Genomic DNA, 25,551 nt, shown 5'->3' with positions numbered 1-25,551 from the left:
CCATGAGCGCTGAATTCGACCCGAAATCCCACGTCGCCCACATGGAAAAGGTCATGGGACTGACCATAAAGGACGACTGGCGACCCGTCGTCGAGGCCCATATCGCAGCCACGCAGAAGGCCGCTGAACTCGTCCTGGCCTTTCCGCTGGAAGACGACGTCGAGGCGGCTCCGGTGTTCGAGGCATGACTGCGCAAATGGACCCGGCGACGTCATCCGCCACGGAGATCGCGTCGGCGGTCAGAACGGGAGAGAGACGGGCCGTTGACGTGGTCTTGACTTCGCTGAAGCAGATCGAGGCACTCAATCCCGCCCTTAACGCGTTCACGGATGTGACCCGCGAACGGGCGCTTGCCGAGGCTGAAAGCGTCGATGCGGCTGTTGCCGCAGGGGCGGACCTGCCGATGGCCGGCGTGCCTTTCGCCGTCAAGAACCTGTTTGATATCAAGGGCGTGGTGACCCGCGCCGGCTCCAGAATCAATCTCGAGACCCCGCCGGCCACCTCGGATGCAACACTCGTTACGAACCTGCGCAAGGCGGGTGCTGTCCTGATGGGTGGCCTGCACATGGGTGAATTCGCCTACGACTTCACCGGCGAAAACGCCCATGACGGCAATTGCCTCAATCCACATGACACGGGGCGCATGAGTGGCGGCTCGTCTTCCGGATCGGGTGCCGCAGCGGCCAGCGGCATGGTGCCGGTGACGCTCGGGTCCGACACCAATGGATCCATCCGCGTGCCGTCCTCCTTCTGCGGCCTGTTCGGGCTGAAGCCGACCTATGGCCGTCTGTCCCGGCACGGCACCTTTCCGTTTGTCGGCAGCCTCGATCATCTGGGGCCACTGGCCCGGTCGGCTCGGGATCTGTCGCTCGTTTTCGATGCTCTCCAGGGCAGGGACGAGAACGATCCGGCGCAGGCGGACCGGCCCCATCTGGCGACGTGCGGGGAACTTGACAAGGGAACGGACGGGCTGAGGATCGCCATTGCGGGCGGATACTTCCGGCAAATGGCGCAACCGGAAGCCCTTTCCGCCGTCGACACGGTTGCCGGCGCATTGGGCGTATCAGCCGAAATCGATATTCCCGAGGCGGCCAGGGCGCGAGCGTCCGCCTACGTGATCACGGCTGCCGAAGGCGCCAACCTTCACCTCGACCGGATCATGGCCCGGCCGCAGGACTTCGATCCGGACACGCGTGACAGGTTCCTGTCCGGCACGATGGTGCCTGCCGTCTGGGTTCAGCAGGCACAGCGCTTCCGCAGTTGGTTCCGCGCGATGATGCGCGGCATTTTCGAGCATGTCGACATCATCCTGGCCCCGGCCACGCCCTTTTCGGCACTGCCGTCCGGCACGAAGACCGTCACGCTGGATGGCGAGACCATGCCGGCGCGTCCGAATATCGGCCTGTTCACGCAGCCGATTTCCTTCATCGGCCTGCCGGTCGTTGCTGTTCCGGTCTGGCTCGACGGCGCAAGCCTGCCGATCGGCGTTCAGATTATCGCACCGGCCTGGCGTGAGGACCTGGCCCTGAGGGTTGCCGACACGCTTGAACGAACCGGTGTCTGCAAGGCGCCGGTTGCCGGCAGCAAATTTGAAGTATGACGCGGAGGTGGAAAGCATGGACAACGCACGGTGGGCAGGCAGAAACCAGGACAAGGACAGGATCCGGCAGCGTGTCTGGTCCGGCCTTGAGGCCAGCGGAACCAGCATCGGCCCGGCCTTCAGCCGCATCCCGAATTTCGCGGGTGCGGATCTTGCAGCCCGCAATCTGGCGCGGCTGCCGCAATGGCAGCAGGCCCGTGTGGTGAAATGCAATCCCGACCCACCGCAGATACCCGTCCGGCTCAGGGCGCTGTATGAGGGCAAGATCGTCTATGCCCCTGTACCGGAGCTTTTGAAACCCTATCCGTTTGTTCGGCTGGATCCGGACAAACTCGAACAGAAAGGCATCCAGTTCGAGCTGGCGGCGACCTCGCAAGGGTTTGTGGAACACGGCGAGCCGGTCGAATTCGAGGACATGGAGCTGCTGGATCTGGTCGTGGTCGGTTGCGTTGCCGTCAGCCGGCAAGGTGCACGCACCGGCAAGGGCGGCGGTTTCGCCGATCTGGAACTCGGTATCTTCCGCGAGCTTTCAAAACTCAGGCCGGACACGCCGATCACCACGACAGTGCATTCCTCGCAGGTCGTCGGCAACGACCAGCTTGTGATGATGGCGCATGACAGTGCGCTTCACGCCATTGCAACGGAGGAGGAACTGATCGAGACCGGGACCTCCATTTCTCAGCCTCGCGGTGTGGCCTGGGACGAGGTTCAGCCGGATCAGTACCGGGACATTCCGTTCCTCACCACATTGCGGGAACGCCTCGAGGCGGCAGGAGACAGAGACTGATGGACATCAACATCGCGGCGGTCAAGGCGGAGGTCGAGGCGGCTTTCGAGGTCTATGAAACGGCGCTCGTCACCAATGACGTCGAGACGCTGGGCCAACTGTTCCTGAACGAACCGACCACGATCCGTTACGGTGGGGGCGAGAACCTCTACGGTTATGAGGAAATCGCCGCCTTCCGGTCCGCCAGAAGCAGCAGCAACCTGGAGCGGACGCTCGCCAGGACCGTGGTCACCACTTATGGCACGTCCTTCGCGACGGCTTCCACGCTGTTCTACCGCGACACGGCACCCGGCAAGGTCGGCCGTCAGATGCAGACCTGGGTGAAGACGGAAGCCGGTTGGCGGGTCGTGGCTGCCCACGTCAGCGTCATTGACGAGACGGCCTGATCGCCTGGCCCAAACGGCAATGGGTTGCCTTACGCGTCACCGACGTCCCCAGGGTGACGCTCGACAGGCGGACATCGGTAAACAGGGCCGACTATCAGTCGATCACATAGTTGAAGGTACCGCACAGCCCCGGGCTGTTGATGTCCTTTGGCTCTTCCGATCCCTCGAAAGCGGCAACTCCAAGCAGAGAATCCCCAAACGACGAGGTTTCATGGAAGACCAGAAATGTGGCTGCCTTGCCGCAAAGAGTGTTGCCGTTGAGAAGTGTGCCCGGATCCTGAGCGACCTTGAACACTTCGGCAGTCATCATCTTGTCGTCGACGTCGTCCCACTGACGCTGGGAGGCGCCAACTGACGTCAGCTGCACCTTCTTGCCGTTGCCGAAAGTGATTGTCATCTTGCTTCCAGGGGTCGCGAACTGATTGTTGCCGGACAGCCGGATTGCACCCGTGATGGCTTCCGCTGTACGGCTGAATGGTTCGAATTCCCGTTCATCCTGCCATACGTGGTGTTCGATCGCTGACTGGGCGAAGACCGGTCCCGATAGAAGAGATGCCACTATGGCAACGGCGAGTTGATATCTGTTCTGCAAGACCATCATTCCAAGGAGCATACTCAGTCTGGGTGGCTTCCACCAGACCGATGGTGTGTGCTTCGTTCCGTGTCTTCCATCGGGACACGCCAGGCTGCCATGTCAGGGCAATGATGCCGTCTTCCTCTCATTCGGTGCGGACTTTCCGTGCAGTTACGCCAACGGTCGCTTTTGCACATTGCAACTAAAATGCGTCTTCAACCAAACCAATGAGCTGCCCCGTTAGATCCTCGGACTTCACTGGGGAGCCATGGCAGGGAAACAGGATCGACGGAGAAGCTGTGGCAAGGAATTCAGTCACCCAGGTTCTGTAGGCAGCTGCGTCTTTGATTCCGTAGCGCGGAAAAGTTCCCAGCAGGCCCGCCTGATTGGCGTAGACACCGGGAGGGCGAAGCGCCGCATTGAACGCGTCCGTCACAGCCAAGGCGCAATCGGTCGGCGACCTTACCTGCAACCAGACTTCCCCCGTCTTCAGACCATCGGGTTCGCAAAGGTCTGATCCGTCGGGGAGTTTCTCCCGCAAACGATCTAGCCCGTCGAACGTCAGGCCAGTCAATTTAGTCAGGCGAGGTTTAGCCGTGGCAGAGCAATATAACGTAGCATTCGGGAAAGCCTCGACATGGGCCTTCAAACCTTTGTTGTGATAGTGGTTGGGCGCCAACAGGGCAGAAACATCTCTCAACTCGTGTGGGCTCTGGGTGAGTGCCGTTTCCATTCCGGCAACCGGGCTATAGAGGCAAAGGCTGCCATCTCGCAGGCGCAAAGCCGTGCAGCTCAATTTCGCCAACCGCGCAACATGTATGCCGTCGACCCCCTTCACCGATTGAATATCAGCCTTCATGATGATGCTCTCAATTCCGCAAGTCTGTTGCACATGAGATCGACAAGGGCGCGCCCCGCCGTCTGGTCTTTTTGCGTGCGGTTTTGCACATGAACGCCCATAACCGCAGAAACCAGAGCCGCGGCCAGCTCGGCGGGCGAAAATCGCACTTTCCCGCCTTGCGCCCTCAGTTCATTTTCCAGGGCCCGTGTGAAGTGACTTTCCAGCTCCGTCCAATAGCCCCGTGTAGCCTCTCCCAAAGCGGGGCTCTTGAGCCTTGCATTCTCGACCCCGGTGTTGACCATCAAACAGCCGAACTGGCTGGACGTCATTGAACCAGGCGTCACAAGACCTCGTAAGAACGTGATGATTTCTGGGATGCCACCGTCCCACATCGGGGCCATTTCATTGGTGATTGCGGCATCGCGATAATAGTTCAGCGCCTCTAGGAGAAGCCCTTCCTTACCTCCGAACTCTGACCGAATGGCAAACTGATTGATGCCGGTCTGTTGTTCCAGCTCTCTTACGCCCAGGGCCTGAAACCCATGTTCCCAAAAGGCCAAACATGCATTCTCAACGGCTTTCTGACGATCATAGGATTTGGGGCGCACCATCTTTCAATCCACTCACTTGACCATTTCTATACAGTTGCATAGTTATTATTTCTATTCAACTGTATAGAAAGGGTTTCGAGATGAGAGACGTTGTTTTTCCAAAGGGCAAGCAAGCCAACTATGATGCCTACGGGTACGCCACGGCCGTCAGAAGCGGGGGGGCCTGTTTGTATCCGGACAAGTGGGTGTCGACGCGTCTGGCATCGCAATCGCGGATCCTGCGGCGCAGTTTAAACAGGCGTTCGCAAACTTGGGTGACGTGCTAAGCGCCGCAGAATGCAGCTTCGACGACATTGTCGACATCACCACTTTTCATGTGAATATGCATGGCCACTTCGCCGCCTTCGCTGCGGCTAAACAAATGGTCTTTCCAAAACCACCGTTCCTGAATTGAACCGCTGTCGGCGTGGTTAATCTCGCTAATCCCAGTTTGCTCCTAGAGATCAAGGTCACGGCCAAAATCGGCTCAGTTTATGACGCACTGCAGCCATTCAAGCGAACTGCTGCACTTGTAAAACGAGGGCTCGGACCGGACTTGCGTCGGCACGGCAGGCCCTCACCAATCCAATCGACTTCGCTGGCGTAGCTTTCGGCCCGAAGCTGCCATAGGGCACTGTCTCAATTAATGGCGGCTTCGCGGCCCCATGTCGGCCGTTTACGGCTTCCAGCAGGCACCTTGAAACCGGACGTTCGCCTCGACTTAATCAGGGCAATCGTCCGCGCAATCGGGATCACCGGAGCAAACGCTCTGCGTTCGTCCGGCCATATCGTGCCAGCGGGAACAGGTCATTTTCTGCCTCCCGAATAGCAGGCCTAGAGCATCGGGCGATAAGCGGGCCGTTCACCGTCAGATCGCTCAGCTTCGGGGCATCGCCGAAATTATAGTCTAGGTAGCGGACATCTCCGACCCTTGAAGGTTCATGTAGATGAGATCGGAGACCCCACCGAAGTGCCCCTTTCCGCTGAGAGCTGGCCCATCGCGGTAAAGTTCAGATTTTGCAGGATCTGCCAGATCGGAAGCTCGACGGTGCCACCAGCTGATGTCCTCATGTCAATGTCTGGAAGCCAGCCATAGACGCCGCTTTGAAACGCCACCCTTGAATAGGTCCGCAGCCAGCGCAGGCTCGCCCGGATGAGGGCCATCGGCGGCCAGCGCCGAAGGCCCCGGACAGAACAGAAGGCTATTCGAGGCAGCCGAATTCAGTACAAGCTTCAGCATGTCAAAGCCTCGCAACCAGTCGTCTTTCGAGAATCCGCTCACTTTTCCAAATGGCAAACGACAGCCACTTTATCAGAAAACCGCCGATCCTGTGCCGCGCTCTGCATTCCCGGGTTGCATCTATCGATACATATATGCGCGGCGATAAACGCGGCGCCGGGCGCCGGCATAGGAAAGCGGCGTCAGCGGCATGCCGATGACATCAATGAAGACGGAGACGTTTTCGCCCGTGCCAGGCAGTTCTCCCTCGATCATCTTCACCGTGTAAACCAGATCGTCGCCCTCAAGGCGAGGATCCATCAGGACCACCACCGATTGATGAAGCATCTCGCCTTCGAGAACCGAAATATCGGCATTGGGCGGATTGGAAAGGAAGCTGTCGGTGCCTTCGCTCCAGAACGGAAGGAATGCAGCGGTGGTCATGTTGCCGGCGATCCGTTCCGGTCTGTCGGAAAAGAACAACGTCGTCGGACTGACATCCTTCAGAGTCAGCGTCATGGTTGCCGGATCGAACGCCATGCTTTTTGAGGTCTGGACAAAGAGGAAGTCGGCGTTTTCTTCCGCTGCTTGTGCGGCCGAGTGAGGGGCTGCCGCGGCGATCGCCGCAGTTGCGGCCAGGCTCGTTACCAGTGTTCGCCTGTTTACTGCAAGTTCCAGCGGTTTCATCGGAATTCTCCCAACAGATTGAAAGTGGAGCCACACCCGTTAACTGGAAGTGCCTCAGGAACAGAATTTGTTTGGCTTTTCTAATCGTCTGGGAGGACCCTGGGTCCTCCGACGCTACGCATTTCGGCTTGTGAAGCCGCATCCGAGATGGCTCGGACAGTCTAGTGGCCGGGCCGTTTTCCGGTCACTTCTTCCGTGGCGTCGGCGGACCCGGGAACGTCCATGTACCGTCCTGAATCGCTTCGCTCGGCTCATACATACGCACTGCGTAGTTCCAGCCGTCCATGATCGGCAGGCAATTCTCGACACCCTCGCCGCATCCGCCAAAGCGAATGGTATAGGACCCATCACTGTTCGGCTTCGCGGTCAGATCGTTGAGGCTGTAGGCATGAAGGTCATTTTCCTGAAAATAACCCTTGGCGTTGTAAAGGCTGATCGACCAGAAACCCTTGACCGGCACATCCTTGACCTTGAGTTCGTATTCGCCCACCGGCAGGTCAGGCTGCACATTAACGTAAACCGCGGCCTTGTCCGGCAACCCGCCCCAGGCAGACGCGGTGCCGATCAGGAAATGGACGGGGTTGACTTCCTCCTTGGAGCCGAAGGTGTTGATGTACCGCTTCAGCCCCTTGGCAAGATCGAGAACCGGCGCGAGTGTCGCCTCGTAGCTTGCCTTGTCGTAGTCCGGCATCACGAACGGTGCATCCGAACCGGCCGAAATCTCGATCATGTCCTGAAGCTTGTGAGCTTCCTCGAGATCCGCCTTGTCTTCCGGGTCTGCGAGCGTTCTGATGACAAGGCCGACGACAGTCGTATCGAACTTGTCCACTGTCAGTTCGTGGGCACCAGCACCATAGTAGACCTCGTTGACGTAGCCGTCATTGTTGATGACCATCAGCGACATGTATCGCTTTCCGGCATCCGGCATGGTCACGGTCGCTCCCTTTGAAATATCGACGACGCCGAGGCTGTACAGCGTGTCGCGGTTCATCCGGATGACATTCTGCTTGTCGATCGGCGTCGGCGTCCGGTTATGGTGCAGCTTGTTGATGCCGTCCGCCAGCTTGATGATGCCGACAAACTCGAAGTCGGTCTGCGCCCTGTCGAAATTATCGACATTGACGATGACAGGTTCGGCCGCGTGTGCCGCCAGGGGAAGCGGGGTCATGGCAAGCGCGCATACCAGAGATAGAGAAGAAAAGCTTTTCATTCTAAAACCGAGCTCCATTTGAATTGTGATGTTCGAAGGTGAATTGATCGGGATTTCAGGTTTCAGCAAGCTTACTTGACCAATTCGATTTCGCCCGGCCGCCAGGTCTTGTTGATCCAGGGCTCCAGCGGACCGTACATGCGCAGGATGGTAAACCAGCTCTTGCCCGGAATGGTCTGGAGCCAGTTGCCCTCCTTGCCCAGAGGCGCCTCTGGCGCGAAATAAACGTCGTAGGAGCCGTCGGCGTTCTTCTGAACCCCCTCGCTCTGACTGCCCATTGTCGGGAATCTCTGCCCAGTTTGCAGCAAGGAGCGCGTTTGCGTGTCGTAGAGCGTTACCGCCCAGAAATTGTTGACCGGAACGTCCGGCGGCAGACGCAGCTTGTACGTTTTTGACCCATCCAGCGGTTTCTTGTCGGCATCAAGATAAGCCAGGGCATAGTCGGAACCTTGCCCGACAGTCGTGGCCGCCATCGCCTGTGTCACACCGGTCGCATTGAAATAGAACAAGACACGCGCATCGAGGCCCATCGCGCCATTGGTCTCAAAGGTCGTGTTCTTGTTCGCATAGGCGGTTGTCCAGGCACTATTGGTATCCGGGTAGATGAACACCCCGTCGATGCGCGGCTGATAGGTGATGGCCCGCGCAGTCGCGTTTCCGATTGTCGCCGCTTCGCCGAGCAGCTTCTTCATGCGCGCATCTGGGTTGAAGGGTTGGCCCTTCACGATGCCGATCGCGGCCAGAAGCCCCCGTGCCTCGGAGTCGATCGCGCCGATCGGCTCTTCCTGAACCACCTGGTTGATGCCCTCAAAAAAACTGAAGTCATTTGGCGCAATCGTGTTGTAGCTCTTGCCAGAGAAGTTGACGAACTCGGTTTCAGGCGGGTTGTCCGCCTGCGCCAGCGGATACACCTTGAGATTGGACTTGATGTTTTCGACCGCAGGCTCAAGACCCTTCGCGATGGAGCCGCGCAGGAACACGAGGTTGCTGTACGTGTCGGTTCTGATCACGAAATACCCTGCCGGCACCGCCCCCTGATAGTCGGGCGGCAGCATCAGGTATTTGCCGCCTTTCCCCTTGTCCGGGCCAATCGCGCCCAGATTCTCGACAAATCTGAACCAGGCATCATCGACAAAGCCTAGCATGCCGGGCGGCAGTTCGACGACCAATGGGCCATCTTTTTTCAGATCCATGTAGCCAAGCGCATAGAGCGTCGATGTGTTCCCGGTCAGATAGAGGGATTCCGGCTGGAGCAGTTGCTCGGTGATCGTGAACTTGTTGGACGCATCGGCGCCGATGCCCGCATTACCCATCCGCATGGCGTGGAGCGAGGCCGCGCCCTGATTGTCCAAGAAGGCCGCCAGCCCCCGCATAAGATCGAGATTGTCATAGACCTTGTCGACAGTGTCGCCGATCGGTACGCCATCGAAGAATTCGAGGGTGCCAATCGACGTCTCGACCTTGTCGGGAATGGAGATCGACTCCAGTTCGGCCTTGTTGACCTCGGATGATGCCGGAAATCCCGCGAAACACGCCAAGACTGTTGTGGACAGAAGTAACCGCTTAATCATGTCACTGTCTCCTTGGTGCGGTCTGCAGATCGAGGGCACCCGGACGGGTGCCCATGGTTGATCATTCGGATCATTCGACCTTGATCACCTTCGGCATGTTGTAAGTGCCGTCTACCAGCGGAGCATAAGGCCCATAGAAGCGCGAGGTGAAGCGAAACCCTTTGGCCGGCGCCGGAAGCCAGTTTTTCGCCTGATCCGGATCAGAGGGCTTTTCGTTCTGGATATAGATCACCAGCTTGCCGTCCTTGGCCACCAGCTCACCAGATTTCAGCATGAAGCTGTTGATGGTGTAGCGGTTGATCTCATTGGCCACGAAGTAGCCTTCGGCGCTGTAGATCGGGATGGACCAGAATTGGGTAACCGGCGGCAGATCGTTCATCTCGAAGGTCAGGGTGTAGTTGTTCTTGCCATCGAGCGGCTTGCCTTCGGAATCGGTGAACAGGAACGCACCACCATGCGAGATGTTCTTGTCCGGTGCGGCCCAGGCTGCATCGGCGATGATCGCGCGGTCCATCCAACGGGTTTCGAATCCGCCGTCATTGCGCACGACGCCCCAGCCATTCATGTTTATCATGTTGGTCTTCAGCGTCTTGCGCACGTTGTCAAACCCGGCCCTGAACCCGGTCTCGAGTGCCGTTTTTTTCTCTGCCGTCAGTTTGGCCCAGTCAAAGCTCAGACCCTTGCCGATGTTGAACGCCTCAAGCTGCTTGAGTATGTCGGCCTCCATGATCGAATCCTTGAGCGTTGGCATGGTCGGATCATTCAGGATTACGCTGAGCAGGGTGAAATATTGCTCGGCAGTCTGTTTGTCGACCTGACCGAACTGATATTCGGGCAGGCCATCGGGGATGAGGAAATCGCCCTTCACTTTCTTTCTGTCGGCTTGGGCGATGCCCTTGTGGCTATTGGCCAGCCAATCGGCCAAGGGCGTGATGGTCACCTGATCCTGATAGCCGTTGATCGTTTTGATCTCGGCAGCGGACCCGGTTTCGACAGCCATACGGACCACGCCGTAAGCGGTCAGGGTCGGCCATTGTACGATATCAGTGGTTGGGAAATCGGCCGGAACATTGCCGGTGAATCCCGGCGGAACCAGAATATATTTTCGCGCCTTTGTGCCATTGAAGGGCGACCCGACGATCATCCGAAATATGCCGTACTGATCCATGACTTGGACGCTGAAGTAACGGCCGGTGATCTCTGGCACTTCGATGACGACTGGTCCTGAGCGCAGGTCAAGAAAGCCTGCGCCATAAAGCGTGGTCGCGTTCGGCGTGACCACGGGATAATCGGGGGTAATCTGCTTGCGCACCCATGCAAACTGGTTCAGGCCTGCATAGACGATGTTATCCTTGGTGTCATTCTGGGTGTAAGTCCAACGCTGGCCATAATAAATCGCCTGTTGCAGGCCGTAGATATAGGCCTGCTCTGCGATGGCCTCTAGTTTCTGCTCGGTCTGGGCCTGTGCACTGGCGGTCATACCGACAAGGGCGATGACGGTTAAGGCTTGGGTCGCGTGCCGCTTTGTGGAGCGCAGTGCCCCACTCGAACGGGCAAGCACCGCGCCGACCCACGTCGAGGCAGACGGCGTTCCGAGAAATCCGTTTATCTGTGTCATCTTCTCTTATCCTATGGGTCATTGCCAGAACGCGCTTGTACGACAGGCCATTTAGGGCAAATCGGCGGGGCATCTGCTCCGCCGATCAAATCACTCGACCAAATCGATTTCGCCCGGCCGCCAGGTCTTGTTGATCCAGGGCTCCAGCGGGCCGTACATGCGTAGAATGGTGAACCAGCTCTTGCCCGGAACGGTCTGCAGCCAGTTTCCTTCCTTACCCGCGGGTGCTTCGGGGGCGAAATAGACGTCATAGGAGCCGTCGGCGTTCTTGGTCATGCCATCGGTCTGGCTGCCGATAGTGGGGAACGGTTGGCTTGTCTGGAGCTGCGACCGGGTCTGGGTATCGTAAATGGTGACCGCCCAGAAATCATTCACCGGAACATCCTTGGGCAGGTGGAGCCTGTAGGTCTTCGACCCGTCGAACGGTTGTTTGTTGGAATCGAGAACCGCCAGACCATAGTCCGACCCCTGTCCCGGATGGGTAGCGGCCATGGCGGGTGTCACGCCGCCTGCATTGAAATAGTACAGCACCCGCGCGTCGAGGCCCATCGTGCCGTCTGCCTCAAAACTGGTGTTCTTGTTGGCAAAGGCCGTGGACCAGACGCTATTCGGGTCATCGGGATAGATCCTCACGCCATCGATGCGGGGATGATAGGTGATAACGCGCGCTGTCGCGTCCGCCAGTGTTGCCGCCTCGCTCAGTAGCTTCTTCATTCGCTCGTCCGGCGCGAAAGGCTTGCCCTTGACGATGCCGATCGCAGCAATCGCGCCCCGCACTTCCGGGCTGATGGCGTCAATCGGCTCCTCCTGGATAACCTTGTTCAAGCTCTCGAAATAGCTGAAATCACTGGCGAAGACGGTGTTGAACGGCTTGTTCGACATGTTGACGAATTCGGTTGCCGCCGGATTGGCCGCATCTTTCAGCGGATAGACCCTCAATTTCGACGTGATGTTTTCCACCGCAGGCTTCAGACCGTTCTTGATGGAGCCACGCAGAAACATGAAATTTCTGTTGGTCGATGGCTTCAGCAGGAAATAGCCGTCGGGAATAGCACCGTCATAGCCCGGCGGCACGACCAGATACTTGCCGCCCTTGCCCTTGTCGGGTCCGGTGACGCCCATATTGCCGGCAAAGCGCTGCCAGGCATCGTTGAGGAAGCCGAGCATGCCGGGCGGCACCTCGATCACCGTGGGACCGTCATTGGCGAGATCCGTGTAGGTATAGGCGTAAAGCGTGGACGTGTTGGCCGTTACCACGAGGGTCTGCGAATCCATCAACTGCTCGAAGAGCGCGATCTTGTTCGCCCCCTTGGCACCGGCATCCGCAAGGCCGGTGCGCACGCTGTACATGGACACGGCGCCGACATTGTCCAGAAACACCTCCACCCCACGCATGCGGTCAAGATTGTCGTAGACTGTCGAAATCGTCGCGTCCTTGGGAACGCCATCGAAAAACTCCAGCGTACCGATGGGGGTTTCGACCTTGTCGGGGATGGAAATCGCCTCGAGTTCCGCTGGCAAGACCTGCCCCAGCGCAGACCCCAGGGTGAAGGCTAACGCGAAGGCGCTCACGGCAGACAGTCGGATCATCCGTTGTTACTCCTCAGACAGGTCTTGTTGGCTAACCAAGATTACGTGTCGTCATGTGTCGCTTCTGCCCATTTCGCGCCATTATTCGCCTACGGGGAACCGATTTGCGTGCGCTGTCCTGTAGGCATTGGGCGAATGTCCCGACCACCTGGTGAATGCCCGGGCAAAGGTGCTTGGCGTGCCGTAGCCAAGCCTTGCGGCAATCTCCTGAACCTTCAAGTCGGTCTCGCGAAGTAAAGCGCTGGCGATCTCGAACCGATTATGCTCGACGAGTGCCCAGAAGTTTATGCCATGGTTGCTCAATCTGCGCTGAAGCGTTCGCGGAGTGGTCGCAAGATGTGCTGCTGCGGATTCAAGCGATATCGTGCCGGCCAAAACAAGCCCGGCGATCGCCGACCTGATTCTGGCAAGTTCCTTTTCGGAACCCTTCGTTCGGCGAGGCATCCGTGTTACCCTTGGTTGAAAGATGTGGAATGACCACATTGACCGGTTGGAGAAACGAACTCCAACCAATGCGCGCCAAAATTCAAGCGGGCGAGCCAAGGGGGATTGCGTTTGGAAAGCAGGCTTGCGCTCGTCCGAGCGACCCATCTGAACAACTATATCTCGGCACTGCGCGAGATAGGTGCTCCGGTCGACCGTGGTCTTGCACATTCGAAATTGCCGAAAAACATTGAAGAGACCCCGGATCTCTACGTCAGCATCCCCGTAGCCTTGGAATGGGTCGCTCGGACCGGTCACGACCTCCCAATCATGGAACTTGGGCTGATTGGCGCTCAGGCAGCCTCACTGTCCTCTTTACGTCCGATCCAACAGGCTGCCATCATCACGGCACAAACCGGCCTGAAACGCCTGGAGGCCCTGGCCTCCTTGTCGCGGTTCGAGGACAGTGCCCTTGAAATGAGCGTCCGGCAGGAGGCGGATGATATTCGGGTGATCTGCAACATGAGGGGACTGGGGCGCCATCCTTATGTGTGTTTCGCGGAATGGTTGAACCTCCAGGCGGTCATTTCGGTGATGCGCAGCGTTGCGGGCCCAATGTGGTATCCGAGTGAGTTGTGCTTCGCGTCTAGGCATCGTCTTCCCGATGCCGTACACGCCACATTTCCCGACACGCGTATACTGGTTGGCCAAGCCCATGCATCCGTTGTGATTGAGCGTGGGTGTCTCGCACTCTCAACGAACGCGCAGGCAGCGCACCGGCCGACTCTGCAAAAGCCAGCCCCGGCACCTTCTGAAGATGAGCAAAACGGTCGATCGGAGGACTGGGAGTTTGTCACCCTTCTTCGAAAGATGGTTCAGCCCTACCTTACCGATGGACGCACCGATGTCACCTTCGCCGCCGAAATAGCAGGGATAAGCACAAGAACACTTCAGCGACGGCTCAAACTTTGCGGAAGTTCCTATTCGCGGCTGCTTCAGGAAGCACGCTTCGAGCTTGCTCGTCAGAACCTCGAAAATCCTGCTCTGAAGGTCATTGATGTTGCAACGATGGCCGGCTATGAAAGCCCCCAACACTTTACACGCGCCTTCCGCCGGTTCACGGGCATCACGCCAACGGACTATCGTCACCAAAACTTCGTGGATGGGCTTTGATGCGATCTGATCGTTCTGTTCTCCTGGCGCAAGCGGACCAGAGCGTCCAGCCGAGCCAATGGAAATGTTCGCTTTTGCAGAAGCGTTTGCTCATGGTGTAACAACGAATTCATACACTACCGTCCAAAATGTCCGGCCTTGGTCGCATCCAACGATCTCCGCAAAGACAGGCATGAGGGCGCAAACTACCTTATGCCCTGACCGCGCCCAGCATCCGCTTCGAGCAGCAATCTATCGCAGATCTCATTCATAAAAATGTCAGCTTAGGTAATATGGAGCGTATGGGCCGACAGTCTCTTCCCGGCCCGAAGCTGCCATAGGGCGCCGCCTTAGTGAATGGCGGCTTAGCGTCTCATTTGGGACGCCTAAATGTTCAGTTTAACATCCCGAGTGCAGCCGTACACTAGACATCGTATTTCAAGAGTGAATGTTAGGTGGCGAACTCCGGCTTCTCCGCCAATGTGACGCAAACCTACATTCTCTAAGAGGCAAAATAAGTGATACATTTGTGTAATTTTGGTCAGCCTCAATTGTCGCCTGTAAGCCGTAGTGCTTCATGGGTTACGAGTTTCGCTATTTTCTCCGACATGCCGGGATCGGCCACGGCGCGGGCCAGCGTCACGCCTCCAGTAAGCAGGGAAAGCAACAGGAGTGCTTGATCGTCGGGCGTCCGACCACTCGAATTGTCCGTCGACAGGCCACTGGCGATTTCAGCGGCTATGCGCTCCAACTCCTCAGTATAAGCTTGCTTGGTATCCTCGTCTGATCGCATGACATCGGCTGACAAGAGTGGCAACGCGCAGCCGTCACCCATGGCACATGTTCGCTTATAACCCATGTAATAGTCGACAAAGGCTTTCAGCCAACCTGATGTGTGTTCTGCTTTCACTGCCGCAATGCCGACCCGCAAGTCTTCCAGTCCCGCGAGTACAGCAGTGCGGAATGCGGCGCCCTTTGATTTGAAATGACCATAAAAGGCGCCATTCGTGACCCCGGCGGCCTTTGTGAGCGCGTCGATACCCGCGCCGCCGTAACCTTCCTCACGAAACACCTGACCGGCAGCGCTTACAACTTTCGCCCTCGTTTTTTCCTTATGCTCGGCACTGTAACGCATGACCAAAACCTTTTTAGAGAGATCGCTCTTTATGGCTTGTAATAGAGAGCAAATGATGTCTATAGATAGAGAGTGATCACTATATATGAACCGCAAATGAATTCAAACAAGGAGAAATCCATGCCTATTACACTCACAATTCCAGAAGGCGTTATGACGTCGTCGGAGGAAAAAGAAACCTTTGCCGCGCTGACAGATGCACTTTTGGAAGTGTCCGACTTGAGCGGAAACACCTTCATGACCGCGAACATCGTTGGTTCCATTCACACGCTGCCGCATGGCCGCGTTCTCGCGGGTGGCAAGCCAGTGAATGCAGCATTCGTGGAGTTGAAGCTGCCGGAGGTCGCGTTGGCGACGTTGGAAGAAAAGCGTGCTTTCATTGAGAAGGCGACGGACATCGTTGAGAAGGCAGCGGCTGGCAAGATCAAGCGCGAGCACATCTGGTCCAATATTCTTTACGCGCCTGAAGGGGCTTGGGGCATTGCCGGGCGTGGTTATGTGAACGCCGATCTTGGTGCGGCCATCATGAACTCGGCGGCATAAGCCTCGTTCTGACAATACCGGACTGGCGTCGATGGAGCCGGTCCGGGATAACCGAAAAGGCACAAAATGCAGCTTTCCAACTATCTTTTTTTCACGACGCAGTGCGAAGAAGCGCTTGCGTTTTACACCGAATGCGGCCTCGGTCGTGTGACGATGCTGATGCGGCATGGCGACCACGGCATCCCAGTTGCGACCGAAGCGATGCGCGGCAAGATCATGCATGCCTGCTTCGAAGGGCCAGGTGTCCAGTTCTTCGCCTCCGACAACCACGATGCCGAACCCATGCGCGGCTCTTCGCATTATATGATCATGGACGACCGGACCGCGACGCGTGATTTATTCACGAAACTGGCTGTGGGCGGCAAAGTTACCACACCCTTGGAAGAGCAACCCTGGGGAAGTTATTTCGGTAAGCTGACTGACAAATTTGGAGTCCAGTGGATGCTGGACTGCGTCCATTGAGTTGCCTGGGAATGGCATAATCTGCAGGAAGACAAATCATAAGGACTAAAAAACCTGCCAAGGTCGGCTTGCCGTCACAAAAAACTGTGAGCTGCCATTCCGCATACGGCCCCTTTTCGGCCATTCCTTCTTTCCGCAGCGAACGCCCGCTTCCCGCCAATTGTTGAGCTCAGCGCGCTGCAAAATGTGTCTTGGATAGGCTCGAAACCGACGTACGCTGCGCTGATGCAGAGAGTCGCCCCGGTTTCAGGTGAAGGTCGGCTGAGTGGAAAGGGCTGCCGTTTGTGGCAACGTCGCCACGGCAATTCGCTGACAACTGCCCTCATCAAGAACGGCCTTCACAGCAAGTGCCAGAAATTCTGGCGGAATGTCATGTCGGCCAATGCGCTAGCCGATGCCAGCGTACTCGTTTCTACGGGATATTGACGCATTCCAATAATAAAGAAATCCGAACAGCAAACCGACATGAAGGATGGTGTTGGGGATAAAGGACATGACGGATCCGTAGACGCCCATTGCATAGGCCAAGGGATCAACTGGAAGGATAAGCACCTGAAGAAGAGCGTTTGCCAGCAACAGATTTGTCATTGTTGGTGAATCTGCGTCGCCTCGCGCGAGAAAATTCAGGACACCAAAACTCAAAAGAAAGACCCCAGCCGTGCGCGCCATAACCAACCCTGTGTCACCGGGCACCGCCGACTTCATGTCGACAAGGAGGGTCATGGGAAACACCGCCGCGATCACGCCAATCGTACAGGCCACAAACGAGGCAAAGGTCAGGAAAGTTCGACGAGACACCTTATGATCCGGTCTTTGGAAAGAGAGTTTGAAGGCTAAGATCAAGGGCTGTTTCCATGTGCTCTTTCGAGCCACCTGTTTGCGCAAGCGCGCTCAAGCCGTTCATGACCGCATAGAGATGGGCAGCGCCGCTTTCCGGGGAAAGCTGCGGGTTGAACTCCCCACGTAAGGCGGCATTCCGGATGAAGGTCTTCAAAGCGGACCTGACCCTTTGTGCACCGGCATCAAGCGCTGGTTTGATTTTCGCGTCGCACGCTTGAGGACTGAATGCCGTGATGACAATAAAGCAAGCACCCGGCCCAAGGTTTTGCTGTACGGAAATGCTGTTGAAGATAAAATCACGCAAACTGTTTTGATCGGCGTCCGAAGCCTCAATCATTTCGCACTGGATTGAAACTTTGGCCCTGTAATGATCCAGCGCCGCAAGAAACAGCCCGTCCTTGTCACCGAACGTGTTATAGATGCTTTGGCGGCTCAGGCCTGTTGCATCAACAAGCATCTGGAGCGAACAGGCGGCATATCCAGACTTCCAGAACGCCAGCAACGCTGCATCCAGAACTGTCTCTCTGTCGAATTCAACTGGCCGGGCCATACGCACCTCACAAAATTATGGAACGAACATTCAATAATTATGCGAGCTATTCAAGCGAATTTTGATTTGCTGCTGCAAACGACCATTCCCCGAGCGCGTGGCATCCGTAGGACCGGCTAAAACCGACCTCCTCGGGCGTGAACCGGCTGACAGCCAAACGGTCCATTTCAGCCATTCACCACGCCTTGATGGTCTCTTGGAAGGGGCGCGAGAGGTTATTCGAAAGGGCCTTTCAGACTTCAGGGCAATCGGCGGACCTGATTTGGTCCCGCGATCCTCGTTCTTGCAGGCTCAACCTCTCAAGCAAAAGACAACACAAAGAGGAAGCTGACCGCGGCGAGCATCACAAGGCTCAAGGTAACACCCAGGATTAGGGCGGGGCCGATCTTCACAAGCCGGCGCAGGTCGACGCTCAAGCCGAGACCGGACATGGCCACGACGAACAGCCCGCGCGAAATCTCCGAAGTCAGGTTTCCGACACTTTCCGGCACACATCCCAGATTGTTCAGCGCCGCCGCCAGCAGAAAGCCGGGAATGAACCAGGGCAGCACTTTCACCAGACGTATATGCGGTTTGCCATGTGATGGGCTTGGCTTTTCGCGGTTCCGCAACAAAAGCGGAGCGAGCAAAACTGCGGGGACCAGCATCAGGACCCGGATGAGCTTGATTGTCGTGCCGACCTGGGCGCTGACCATGCTGACCGGTGCCGTCGCCGCGACGACTTGCGGAACGGCATAGACCGTCAAACCGGCGAAGGTGCCGAATTGAAATGCATTCAATCCGATGAATGGTGCGAGCGCGGGAAGCAACAAGACAAACAGGACGCCAAGGATCGAACTGAAGGTGATCGCGGCGACCACATCCTCGTTGCCGGCCCCGACGGCGGGAGCGACTGCGGCTATGGCAGCGTTGCCGCAGATGGCATTTCCGCAAGCGATAAGGAGGGAAAGGCCCTCCGGCAGGCCGACGGCCCTGCAGAGCGTGAAGCCGGCCAGGATCATGCAGGCGACCAGGAGCATGACGAACAGCACGAAAGCGAGGTCGCCGTCATGGAAGACGTCGAAGCTCAACGAAAACCCGAGAAGGATGACGGCAATCTCGAGAACCGAGATCGTGCCGCAGCGGATCCCGGATGCAAAGGACGGTGGAATGGCCGCAAAGGTTCTGACAAGGATGCCAATGAGGATCGCGCCGGTAAACGGGTCTATCAGCCGAAGATTGGTAAGGAGGCTGCCGAGCTTGCTCAGTCCGATGGCCAGCACGCTGATCGCCAGACAAAGAAAAAGCCCTGGCAGCAGGCCGGCGAAAGCCCGCGTTTTCATCCGGCAAATGCCCGTTCGATGACAAATTCCGCCGGCCGGTTGTTGGCTCCCTCCGTCAGCCCCGCTGCCTCCAACAAGGCCTTGGTGTCCTTCAGCATATCCGCCGATCCGCAGATCATGGCGCGGTCGGTCGCAGGATCGAGCACTGGCACGCCCAGATCTTCAAAAAGCTTGCCGCTTTCGATCAGGTCGGTGATCCGGCCGCGAAATGGATAATCCTCGCGGGTCACCGAGTTGTAGAGCGTGAGTTTCGATGGGTCGAAAAGCTCGTTCAGCATCTCGTCCGTCTTCACCGCAGCCACAAGGTCCTGGCCGTATTTGAGTTCCGCGACCTCCCGGCAGGAATGAGTGAGGATCAGTTCATCGAATTTTTCGTAGGTTTCCGGATCCCGGATCACGCTGGCAAAGGGCGCGATGCCGGTACCGGTCGAGAACATGTAGAGCCGCTTGCCAGTGACAAGCGCGTCGTTCACGAGCGTCCCCGTCGGCTTCTTGCGCATCAGGATCGCATCGCCCGGCTGCACCTTCTGCAGGTGAGATGTCAGGGGACCGTCGGGCACCTTGATGGAAAAAAATTCCATATCCTCGGCCCAGGACGGGCTGGCGATGGAATAGGCGCGAAACACCGGCTTGCCCTCGATCATCAAGCCGATCATCACGAACTCGCCCGAACGGAAACGAAACCCCGCCGGCCGGGTCATGTGAAAGTGAAACAGCTGGTCGGTGTAGTGAGTGACGCTGGTGACGGTCTCAACGAAGGTGCCGGCCGGCGCACAGGCCTCCAGCTCTTCCGGTCGTGTCATGACATTCATGGCTGCTTCTTTCCCTTCAAGTTTCGTGGAGCCACCGGCAGACGGTATTGCGAGGGGCGATGACAAGGCTCAGGCGGCCTTCTCGCTCAGGTGTTCAAGCTTGCCCTTGACACCGTTCCAGTCCTCGGCATCGGGCAGGGCGTCAATCTTCTCGGTGATGACGGGCCAGACCGCCGCATAGCGTGTGTTGAGATCGAGCCACTTCTGCGCTTCCGGATCGGTGTCGGCCAGGATGGCTTCGGCGGGGCATTCGGGCTCACAGACACCGCAGTCGATGCATTCGTCCGGGTTGATGACGAGCATGTTCTCGCCCTCATAGAAGCAGTCCACAGGGCAGACTTCGACACAGTCGGTGTATTTGCACTTGATGCAGTTTTCGGTGACGACAAACGTCATTTGACCCCTCCGTTTCGATGAGATGTCGCCGTTATTGCCGGGTCCCTTCGAAATGTCGGTCAATTAGTTGCTATTGCGGATTTCCGGCCTGTGGTGAGCTGGTTTCAGTCCTAAAGGAGCTGGAACAGACATGCAGCCAACCCCAAACACCTACACGCCGCTACCTTCCGCCGAGGAGGTGGCCGCCTGTGCGCCGCCCAAGGAAGTTCGCGTCGGCGGCAAGGGCGCGTCGCTGACGCTTTCCTGGCCGGAGGGCCGGGCCGAAACCTTCACCGCGCCGTTTTTGCGCGAAAACAGCCAGTCGGCGGGCAGCAAGAAACTTCGCCTCAACGGTATGGCCGTTCCCGCACGGCCGGACCTGACAATCACGTCGGTCCGCCCGATCGGGGCCTACGCGATCAATATTGTCTTTTCAGACGGTTACGACCGGGGGATCTACCCTTGGGCCTTCCTCCTGCAGCTTGCTGAAACTGCGGCGGCAGCACCAGAGCAAACGGCACTGACACCGGAAGACTATCTGAAGGGCAATTAGTTGACCGACCGGGCTGGTGCGCCGGTTCTAGTGTGAATGCAATTGCTGGAAAAAGTGGAGACAGGCATGGACGACCTTCGTGCAGGATTGAATGAAGTGGAGTGCGACCTGCTGGTGATCGGCGGGGGAACGGCCGGGCCGATGGCGGCCTACCGGGCGCGGAAGAAAAATCCGAACGCCAAGGTCATTTTGCTGGAAAAGGCCAATGTGAAGCGCTCCGGCGCCATTTCCATGGGCATGGACGGGCTCAACAACGCGGTCATTCCCGGCCACTCGACGCCCGAGCAGTACACCAAGGAAATCACCATCGCCAACGACGGCATCGTCGACCAGGCCGCGGTCTACAAATATGCGCAGAACTGCTACGGGATCATCGAGGAACTGGACCAGTTCGGCATTCGCTTCCAGAAGGACGAAAACGGCGAATATGACGTCAAGAAGGTTCACCACATGGGAACCTATGTCCTGCCGATGCCGAATGGCGACACGGTCAAGAAGGCCCTGTATCGCCAGCTTCGCAGGGCGCGCGTACTGATTTCCAACCGCTACATGGCGACACGTCTCCTGACCGGCAAAAGCGGCCGTGCCGCCGGTGCGATCGCGGTCAACACCCGCTCGGGCGAGTTCCTGGTCATCAAGGCCAAGGCTGTGATCATGTGCATGGGGGCTGCGGGCAGGCTCGGGTTGCCGACATCCGGTTATCTTTACGGCACCTACGAGAACCCGACCAATTCCGGCGAAGGCTATTCCATGGCCTATCATGCGGGTGCCAAGCTCGCCAATCTGGAGTGTTTCCAGATCAACCCGCTCATCAAGGATTACAACGGCCCTGCCTGTGCTTATGTGGCGGGCCCATTCGGGGGCTACACGGCCAACTCGAAAAACGAACGCTTTATCGAATGCGACTACTGGTCCGGCCAGATGATGCAGGAGTTCTACAACGAACTGCAGTCCGGCAAGGGACCCGTGTTCCTCAAGCTCAACCATTTGCACAAGGACACAGCCGATCACATCGAGCACATCCTGCATACGGTTGAGCGGCCGAGCCGCGGCCGCTTCCACGAGCAGCGCGGCACGAAATACTCCGAACAGATGATCGAAATGCACATTTCGGAAATCGGCTTCTGTTCCGGACATTCGGCTTCGGGGGTTTATGTCGACGAGTTCGCCCGCACCACCGTGCCAGGTCTCTATGCCGCCGGAGACATGGCGAGCGTCCCGCATAACTACATGCTGGGCGCGTTTACCAACGGTGCGATCGCGGGCGAACACGCTGTCGACTTCGCAGCCGAAGTCGATCACGACGAGTTCGACGACGCTGCGATCTCCATGGAACAGGAGCGTGTTCTTGCGCCCACGAAGCGCGACGACGGCATCCCGCCGAACCAGATCGAATACAAGATCCGGCGTCTGGTGAACGACTATCTGCAGCCGCCGAAGGTGACGGCCAAATACGAGCTGTGCCAGGCCCGGCTCGCCGAGGTTCGTGAGGACATGAACACGCAGATGATGGCCCGCGATGCGCATGAGCTGATGCGGTCGATGGAAGTCGCCAGCATCCTGGACTGTGCCGACATGGCCGCCCATGCCTCGCTCTATCGCGCGGAAAGCCGCTGGGGCCTTTATCACTGGCGTTCGGACTATCCGGACACAAACGACTCCGACTGGAAGTGTCATGTCCTCTTGTCCAACCAGGACGGCGTCATGACCTGCGAAAAGAAGGAAGTCGCACCTTACATCATCCCGATCGCCGAGGATGAGAAGGACGCCTACTACAAGCAACGCATCACGGCCCAGGCCTGATCCGAACGCACGGAGACACCCATGCCCATTGCCAATACGCCGACAACCGTTCCCGTCGTGGTCGATGAAGGAAAATGCATTGCCGACAAGGGCTGCACCGTCTGTGTCGACGTCTGCCCGCTCGACGTGCTGCGCATCAGCGACCTGACCGGCAAGGCCTACATGAAATATGACGAGTGCTGGTACTGCATGCCCTGCGAGGCCGATTGCCCGACCGATGCAGTCACCGTCAACATCCCCTATCTGCTGCGCTGAGGAGGAGGACAAGATGGTGTTCGAACCCTTCGAAGACGAGAACGATCTTGAGGATCTGGACGCAAGGTTGTCGGATCCCGATCCGGCGATACGCCGAGTGGCGGTCATGGGTCTGGCCGACACGGCTGATCCGGATGCAATCCCGCTGATCGCCCGAGCCGTTGCCGACAGCAGCGCCGACGTGCGCCTGCAAGCGGCAATCGCGCTCGGCGAATTCGACGGACTGGAGGCTGCGACGGCCTTGTGCCAGGCCCTTCAGGATACCGACAGCAAGGTTTCCAAAACCGCAGCAGACAGCCTCGCTGAGCTCAAGGACCCGAAATCAGCGGATCCGCTACTGGCCCTGACCAACCATGAAGACGCAAAGGTGAGGGAAGGGGCGCTGCTCGGCCTGAAGCAGCTGCGCCGTCCCGATGCCCTGGCCAATGGCATCGAAGGCATGAAGGATCCCGTAACGGCAGTCAGGATCCAGGCTGTCGGGGTTGTCGGATATCTGAAGGCCGAAGAAGCCCTGCCGGCGCTGATCGCCAGCTGCCGGGATGACGACCCGGAGGTGCGTCGCACCGCGGTTGGGGCGCTCGCCTTTTCGAAATCCTCGCATGCCCGGGATGCCCTGCTGACGGCACTCATGGACGAGCATTGGGCCGTTCGCGAGATCGCGGCGGAAGTGCTTGGCAAGATCTCCACGACCGGTGACGGTGGGCCGCTCATTCCGCTGCTCGACGATCCGTATTGGCAGGTCCGGGTCAAGGCCGTGCGCAGCCTGGGAAAACTGAAGGTGACCGCTGCGGTGGCGAAAATCGGAGCGCAGCTCGAAGAGCAGACCTCGAACCTGCGCAAGGAGGCTGCGGCGGCGCTTGGCGAGATTGCCGACAGGTCGGCCCTGCCATTCCTGGAAGACCTCGTGGACGATCCGGATCCGGACGTTCGCAAAAATGTTCGTTGGGCTTTGGGGCAAATTGAGTAACAATGCTGCAGAGCAGCATTTCGGCAAGGGGAGAGGCACAACGTGGGCAGAGGGATGGAAAGGCTGGCGGACCGGACCAGGGCGCATGATGGCAGCCGCCTCCGGGCTACCCCTTCGCTGACCGCAGCCTCTTCCCGTCTGCCGAAATACAGGGAAATTGGCAATACGCTGATGGAGGCCATCCTCGCCGGTGACTATTCGCCGGGAAGCTATCTGCCAAGCGAAAGCGCCTTGATGAAACGTTTCGGGGTCAGCCGGGTCACCATCCGGCTGGCCCTTAACATGTTGCGCGAGGCGAGCCTGATCGTCGGTCATCAGGGCAAGGGCTATTTTGTCTGCACGCTACAGGCCGTCCAGGACCTTGGACGCCTCCAGGGTTTCGGCGAGTTGATGGCGCCCCTCGGGGTCGAAACCCGCTCCGAAGTCCTGTCCGCCGGGATCGTTCCGGCGCCGGGGGATGCGGCAGCCGCGCTCAACCTGAAACGGGGGGAAGACCTGGTCAAGATCCGGCGTATCCGCATCGCCGCACAAGAACCGATGAGCATCGATGTGAGTTATTTTCCGCTCGTCATCGGCCAGAAACTCCTGCAGCTCGATCTTCCTAACATGGACATCTTTGCGCTCATCGAGAACCAGCTTGGCATCGAGATCGGCTTTGCCGACATCACCATGACGGTCATCCCGGTTGAAGCGGACACAAGCCGCCTCCTGAATGTGAAGGAAGGTGATGTCGTGATCCGTACGGAACGCCTGACCTACGACGCATCCGGCAAGCCGATCGATTATGAGCATCTGTTCGTGCGGCCGGATTGTCATCAATTCAAGATCAGGGTGCCAAGATGGTGAAGGTGAACCGGCGCGAAATTTTGCTTGGACTGGCGGCCTGCGCGGCAACCGCGATCCCGGCCCACGGTGCGGAACACGATTTCAGATCGCTCGGGCTGGTGAAACCGCCGCTGGCAATCGAAGCGCCGGAACTGAACGTTCCGGACCTGGCCGGCACCGTTCACCAGATCGGCGACTACCGCGGCAAGACAGTGCTTGTCTCCTTCTGGGCGACATGGTGTCCGCCCTGCCGCAAGGAAATGCCGACGCTCGCCCGGCTGAGCCGGGAACTGGACCCGGACCGTTTCGCCGTCCTTGCGGTCAATGTCGGCGACCGGGAAGACCGGGTTCGGGATTTCCTGGGCAAAATCGACCATGACGGACTTCCGGTCCTGCTGGATCGGAACACGGACCTTCCGAGCAAATGGTACATTCGCGGCCTGCCCGTGACCTATGTTCTGGATGGTGCCGGGCAAGTGATCTATGGTGCCATTGGCGAAAGGGTCTGGGACTCTCCAGCCATGATTTCCGGCCTCAAGTCCTTGAGCTGATCCGGAGAAGAATTCAAAGTATTCATTCCTGCGCGATTTGCATCGGGCAGCACAGATGTCTTTTCACTAAATTTCCAAAAAGAAAAAGAGCCGCCCTTCTTCATTTGGGTTGCTGAAACTTGTCTTTTCTGCCTGGGGTAAAGGTGATCAAATAATACAGGTTTTCCGAACTTGTATTAGAAAAAAGCTTGGCGCGATGCACAAGAACCGCGCACCTTGCCGCCGGGATAAGCGTTTACCCCATTTCCCGCCCCATACCGTCTAACCGAGACAATCGGTCATCCCGATAAATACTTATTCTTGTCAGTAG

The 25,551-nt window shown here is 58.0% G+C and carries 29 protein-coding genes; 14 read left to right on the top strand and 15 right to left on the bottom strand.

The genetic code is table 11. The features are described from left to right. The first annotated feature begins 2 nt into the window (after positions 1-2). The 4 genes from FMN63_RS28150 to hpxZ are packed head-to-tail and all read left to right on the top strand — an operon-like array spanning position 3 to position 2,773. On the top strand, positions 3-188 hold the full coding sequence (locus tag FMN63_RS28150) for a DUF4089 domain-containing protein (RefSeq protein WP_148587487.1): 186 nt from the start codon (positions 3-5) through the stop codon (positions 186-188). Next, positions 185-1,600, top strand: a complete 1,416-nt coding sequence (locus tag FMN63_RS28145; RefSeq protein WP_148587486.1) for an AtzE family amidohydrolase — start codon at positions 185-187, stop codon at positions 1,598-1,600. The genes FMN63_RS28150 and FMN63_RS28145 overlap by 4 nt, the downstream gene beginning before the upstream one ends. 16 nt (positions 1,601-1,616) lie before the next feature. Beyond that, complete coding sequence (locus FMN63_RS28140; RefSeq protein WP_148587485.1) at positions 1,617-2,387, top strand: 5-formyltetrahydrofolate cyclo-ligase; 771 nt, start codon at positions 1,617-1,619, stop codon at positions 2,385-2,387. Then, positions 2,387-2,773: an oxalurate catabolism protein HpxZ gene (gene hpxZ / locus FMN63_RS28135; protein WP_148587484.1), complete on the top strand. Its 387-nt coding sequence runs from the start codon at positions 2,387-2,389 to the stop codon at positions 2,771-2,773. The genes FMN63_RS28140 and hpxZ overlap by 1 nt, the downstream gene beginning before the upstream one ends. Before the next feature lie 94 nt (positions 2,774-2,867). On the opposite strand, the gene FMN63_RS28130 is transcribed toward hpxZ, so the two are convergent. The 3 genes from FMN63_RS28130 to FMN63_RS28120 all read right to left on the bottom strand — a co-directional run bounded on the left by FMN63_RS28130 (position 2,868) and on the right by FMN63_RS28120 (position 4,799). Continuing rightward, positions 2,868-3,365 (bottom strand): hypothetical protein, encoded by a 498-nt coding sequence (locus FMN63_RS28130; RefSeq protein WP_148587483.1) that lies wholly within the window; start codon positions 3,363-3,365, stop codon positions 2,868-2,870. Positions 3,366-3,549: 184 nt separating this feature from the next. After that, positions 3,550-4,206 carry a hypothetical protein gene (locus FMN63_RS28125; protein ID WP_148587482.1) on the bottom strand — a complete coding sequence of 219 codons (657 nt, stop codon included), beginning with the start codon at positions 4,204-4,206 and terminating at the stop codon, positions 3,550-3,552. Beyond that, positions 4,203-4,799: a TetR/AcrR family transcriptional regulator gene (locus FMN63_RS28120; RefSeq protein WP_148587481.1), complete on the bottom strand. Its 597-nt coding sequence runs from the start codon at positions 4,797-4,799 to the stop codon at positions 4,203-4,205. Before FMN63_RS28120 ends, FMN63_RS28125 begins: the two co-directional genes overlap by 4 nt. A gap of 163 nt (positions 4,800-4,962) precedes the next feature. On the opposite strand from FMN63_RS28120, the gene FMN63_RS29960 reads away from it, so the two are divergent. After that, positions 4,963-5,193: a Rid family hydrolase gene (locus tag FMN63_RS29960; RefSeq protein ID WP_205514384.1), complete on the top strand. Its 231-nt coding sequence runs from the start codon at positions 4,963-4,965 to the stop codon at positions 5,191-5,193. Positions 5,194-6,138: 945 nt separating this feature from the next. Here the strand turns inward: FMN63_RS29960 and FMN63_RS28110 are convergent. From FMN63_RS28110 to FMN63_RS29535, 6 genes are all read right to left on the bottom strand, one after another. Next, the gene (locus tag FMN63_RS28110) at positions 6,139-6,684 is read right to left on the bottom strand and encodes a hypothetical protein (protein ID WP_148587480.1); all 546 of its coding nucleotides are present in this window, start codon (positions 6,682-6,684) and stop codon (positions 6,139-6,141) included. A 184-nt stretch (positions 6,685-6,868) separates the two neighbouring features. Further along, positions 6,869-7,894: a DUF1214 domain-containing protein gene (locus FMN63_RS28105; RefSeq protein WP_209001421.1), complete on the bottom strand. Its 1,026-nt coding sequence runs from the start codon at positions 7,892-7,894 to the stop codon at positions 6,869-6,871. A gap of 71 nt (positions 7,895-7,965) precedes the next feature. Continuing rightward, positions 7,966-9,465 (bottom strand): DUF1254 domain-containing protein, encoded by a 1,500-nt coding sequence (locus FMN63_RS28100; RefSeq protein ID WP_148587479.1) that lies wholly within the window; start codon positions 9,463-9,465, stop codon positions 7,966-7,968. Between the two features lie 70 nt (positions 9,466-9,535). Then, positions 9,536-11,083, bottom strand: a complete 1,548-nt coding sequence (locus tag FMN63_RS28095) for a DUF1254 domain-containing protein (protein WP_209001420.1) — start codon at positions 11,081-11,083, stop codon at positions 9,536-9,538. 90 nt (positions 11,084-11,173) lie between these two features. Next, positions 11,174-12,673 carry a DUF1254 domain-containing protein gene (locus FMN63_RS28090; RefSeq protein WP_148587478.1) on the bottom strand — a complete coding sequence of 500 codons (1,500 nt, stop codon included), beginning with the start codon at positions 12,671-12,673 and terminating at the stop codon, positions 11,174-11,176. 81 nt (positions 12,674-12,754) lie between these two features. Further along, positions 12,755-13,117, bottom strand: a complete 363-nt coding sequence (locus tag FMN63_RS29535) for a helix-turn-helix transcriptional regulator (RefSeq protein ID WP_162530142.1) — start codon at positions 13,115-13,117, stop codon at positions 12,755-12,757. Between the two features lie 111 nt (positions 13,118-13,228). Here FMN63_RS29535 and FMN63_RS28080 point away from each other — a divergent pair, with 111 nt between their 5' ends. Next, the gene (locus tag FMN63_RS28080) at positions 13,229-14,269 is read left to right on the top strand and encodes a helix-turn-helix domain-containing protein (RefSeq protein WP_162530141.1); all 1,041 of its coding nucleotides are present in this window, start codon (positions 13,229-13,231) and stop codon (positions 14,267-14,269) included. Positions 14,270-14,795: 526 nt separating this feature from the next. Here the strand turns inward: FMN63_RS28080 and FMN63_RS28075 are convergent. Beyond that, positions 14,796-15,383 (bottom strand): TetR/AcrR family transcriptional regulator, encoded by a 588-nt coding sequence (locus FMN63_RS28075; protein WP_148587475.1) that lies wholly within the window; start codon positions 15,381-15,383, stop codon positions 14,796-14,798. A gap of 120 nt (positions 15,384-15,503) precedes the next feature. Here FMN63_RS28075 and FMN63_RS28070 point away from each other — a divergent pair, with 120 nt between their 5' ends. Together FMN63_RS28070 and FMN63_RS28065 are read left to right on the top strand one after the other, a co-directional pair. Then, a complete protein-coding gene (locus FMN63_RS28070) occupies positions 15,504-15,926 on the top strand; it encodes a tautomerase family protein (RefSeq protein ID WP_148587474.1) in 423 nt (140 codons plus the stop codon). A 66-nt stretch (positions 15,927-15,992) separates the two neighbouring features. Further along, positions 15,993-16,388, top strand: coding sequence for a VOC family protein (locus FMN63_RS28065; RefSeq protein WP_148587473.1), 396 nt, complete (start codon positions 15,993-15,995; stop codon positions 16,386-16,388). Between the two features lie 387 nt (positions 16,389-16,775). Here FMN63_RS28065 and FMN63_RS28060 read toward each other — a convergent pair whose 3' ends face one another. From FMN63_RS28060 to fdxA, 5 genes are all read right to left on the bottom strand, one after another. Continuing rightward, the gene (locus tag FMN63_RS28060; protein ID WP_148587472.1) at positions 16,776-17,186 is read right to left on the bottom strand and encodes a hypothetical protein; all 411 of its coding nucleotides are present in this window, start codon (positions 17,184-17,186) and stop codon (positions 16,776-16,778) included. A gap of 1 nt (position 17,187) precedes the next feature. After that, positions 17,188-17,778: a TetR/AcrR family transcriptional regulator gene (locus tag FMN63_RS28055; RefSeq protein ID WP_148587471.1), complete on the bottom strand. Its 591-nt coding sequence runs from the start codon at positions 17,776-17,778 to the stop codon at positions 17,188-17,190. A gap of 299 nt (positions 17,779-18,077) precedes the next feature. Further along, positions 18,078-19,100, bottom strand: coding sequence for a YeiH family protein (locus FMN63_RS28050; RefSeq protein ID WP_148587470.1), 1,023 nt, complete (start codon positions 19,098-19,100; stop codon positions 18,078-18,080). After that, complete coding sequence (locus tag FMN63_RS28045; protein WP_148587469.1) at positions 19,097-19,912, bottom strand: ferredoxin--NADP reductase; 816 nt, start codon at positions 19,910-19,912, stop codon at positions 19,097-19,099. Before FMN63_RS28045 ends, FMN63_RS28050 begins: the two co-directional genes overlap by 4 nt. Positions 19,913-19,981: 69 nt before the next feature. After that, on the bottom strand, positions 19,982-20,308 hold the full coding sequence (gene fdxA, locus FMN63_RS28040) for a ferredoxin FdxA (protein ID WP_148587468.1): 327 nt from the start codon (positions 20,306-20,308) through the stop codon (positions 19,982-19,984). Positions 20,309-20,438: 130 nt separating this feature from the next. Here fdxA and FMN63_RS28035 point away from each other — a divergent pair, with 130 nt between their 5' ends. The 6 genes from FMN63_RS28035 to FMN63_RS28010 all read left to right on the top strand — a co-directional run bounded on the left by FMN63_RS28035 (position 20,439) and on the right by FMN63_RS28010 (position 25,241). Continuing rightward, positions 20,439-20,840, top strand: a complete 402-nt coding sequence (locus FMN63_RS28035) for a gamma-butyrobetaine hydroxylase-like domain-containing protein (RefSeq protein WP_148587467.1) — start codon at positions 20,439-20,441, stop codon at positions 20,838-20,840. A 66-nt stretch (positions 20,841-20,906) separates the two neighbouring features. Then, positions 20,907-22,643, top strand: coding sequence for a fumarate reductase/succinate dehydrogenase flavoprotein subunit (locus FMN63_RS28030; protein WP_148587466.1), 1,737 nt, complete (start codon positions 20,907-20,909; stop codon positions 22,641-22,643). Between the two features lie 21 nt (positions 22,644-22,664). Then, positions 22,665-22,898 carry a 4Fe-4S dicluster domain-containing protein gene (locus tag FMN63_RS28025; RefSeq protein WP_148587465.1) on the top strand — a complete coding sequence of 78 codons (234 nt, stop codon included), beginning with the start codon at positions 22,665-22,667 and terminating at the stop codon, positions 22,896-22,898. 13 nt (positions 22,899-22,911) lie between these two features. After that, the gene (locus FMN63_RS28020) at positions 22,912-23,865 is read left to right on the top strand and encodes a HEAT repeat domain-containing protein (RefSeq protein WP_148587464.1); all 954 of its coding nucleotides are present in this window, start codon (positions 22,912-22,914) and stop codon (positions 23,863-23,865) included. 54 nt (positions 23,866-23,919) lie between these two features. Continuing rightward, positions 23,920-24,711, top strand: coding sequence for a GntR family transcriptional regulator (locus FMN63_RS28015; RefSeq protein WP_209001419.1), 792 nt, complete (start codon positions 23,920-23,922; stop codon positions 24,709-24,711). After that, positions 24,705-25,241 carry a TlpA family protein disulfide reductase gene (locus FMN63_RS28010; protein ID WP_148587462.1) on the top strand — a complete coding sequence of 179 codons (537 nt, stop codon included), beginning with the start codon at positions 24,705-24,707 and terminating at the stop codon, positions 25,239-25,241. The genes FMN63_RS28015 and FMN63_RS28010 overlap by 7 nt, the downstream gene beginning before the upstream one ends. Positions 25,242-25,551 lie beyond the last annotated feature (310 nt).

The sequence above is a fragment of the Stappia sp. BW2 genome, assembly GCF_008107695.1.
Classification (GTDB): domain Bacteria; phylum Pseudomonadota; class Alphaproteobacteria; order Rhizobiales; family Stappiaceae; genus Roseibium.
The sequence above is the reverse complement of the archived record's forward strand: the minus strand, read 5'-3'. Positions and strand labels throughout refer to the sequence as shown.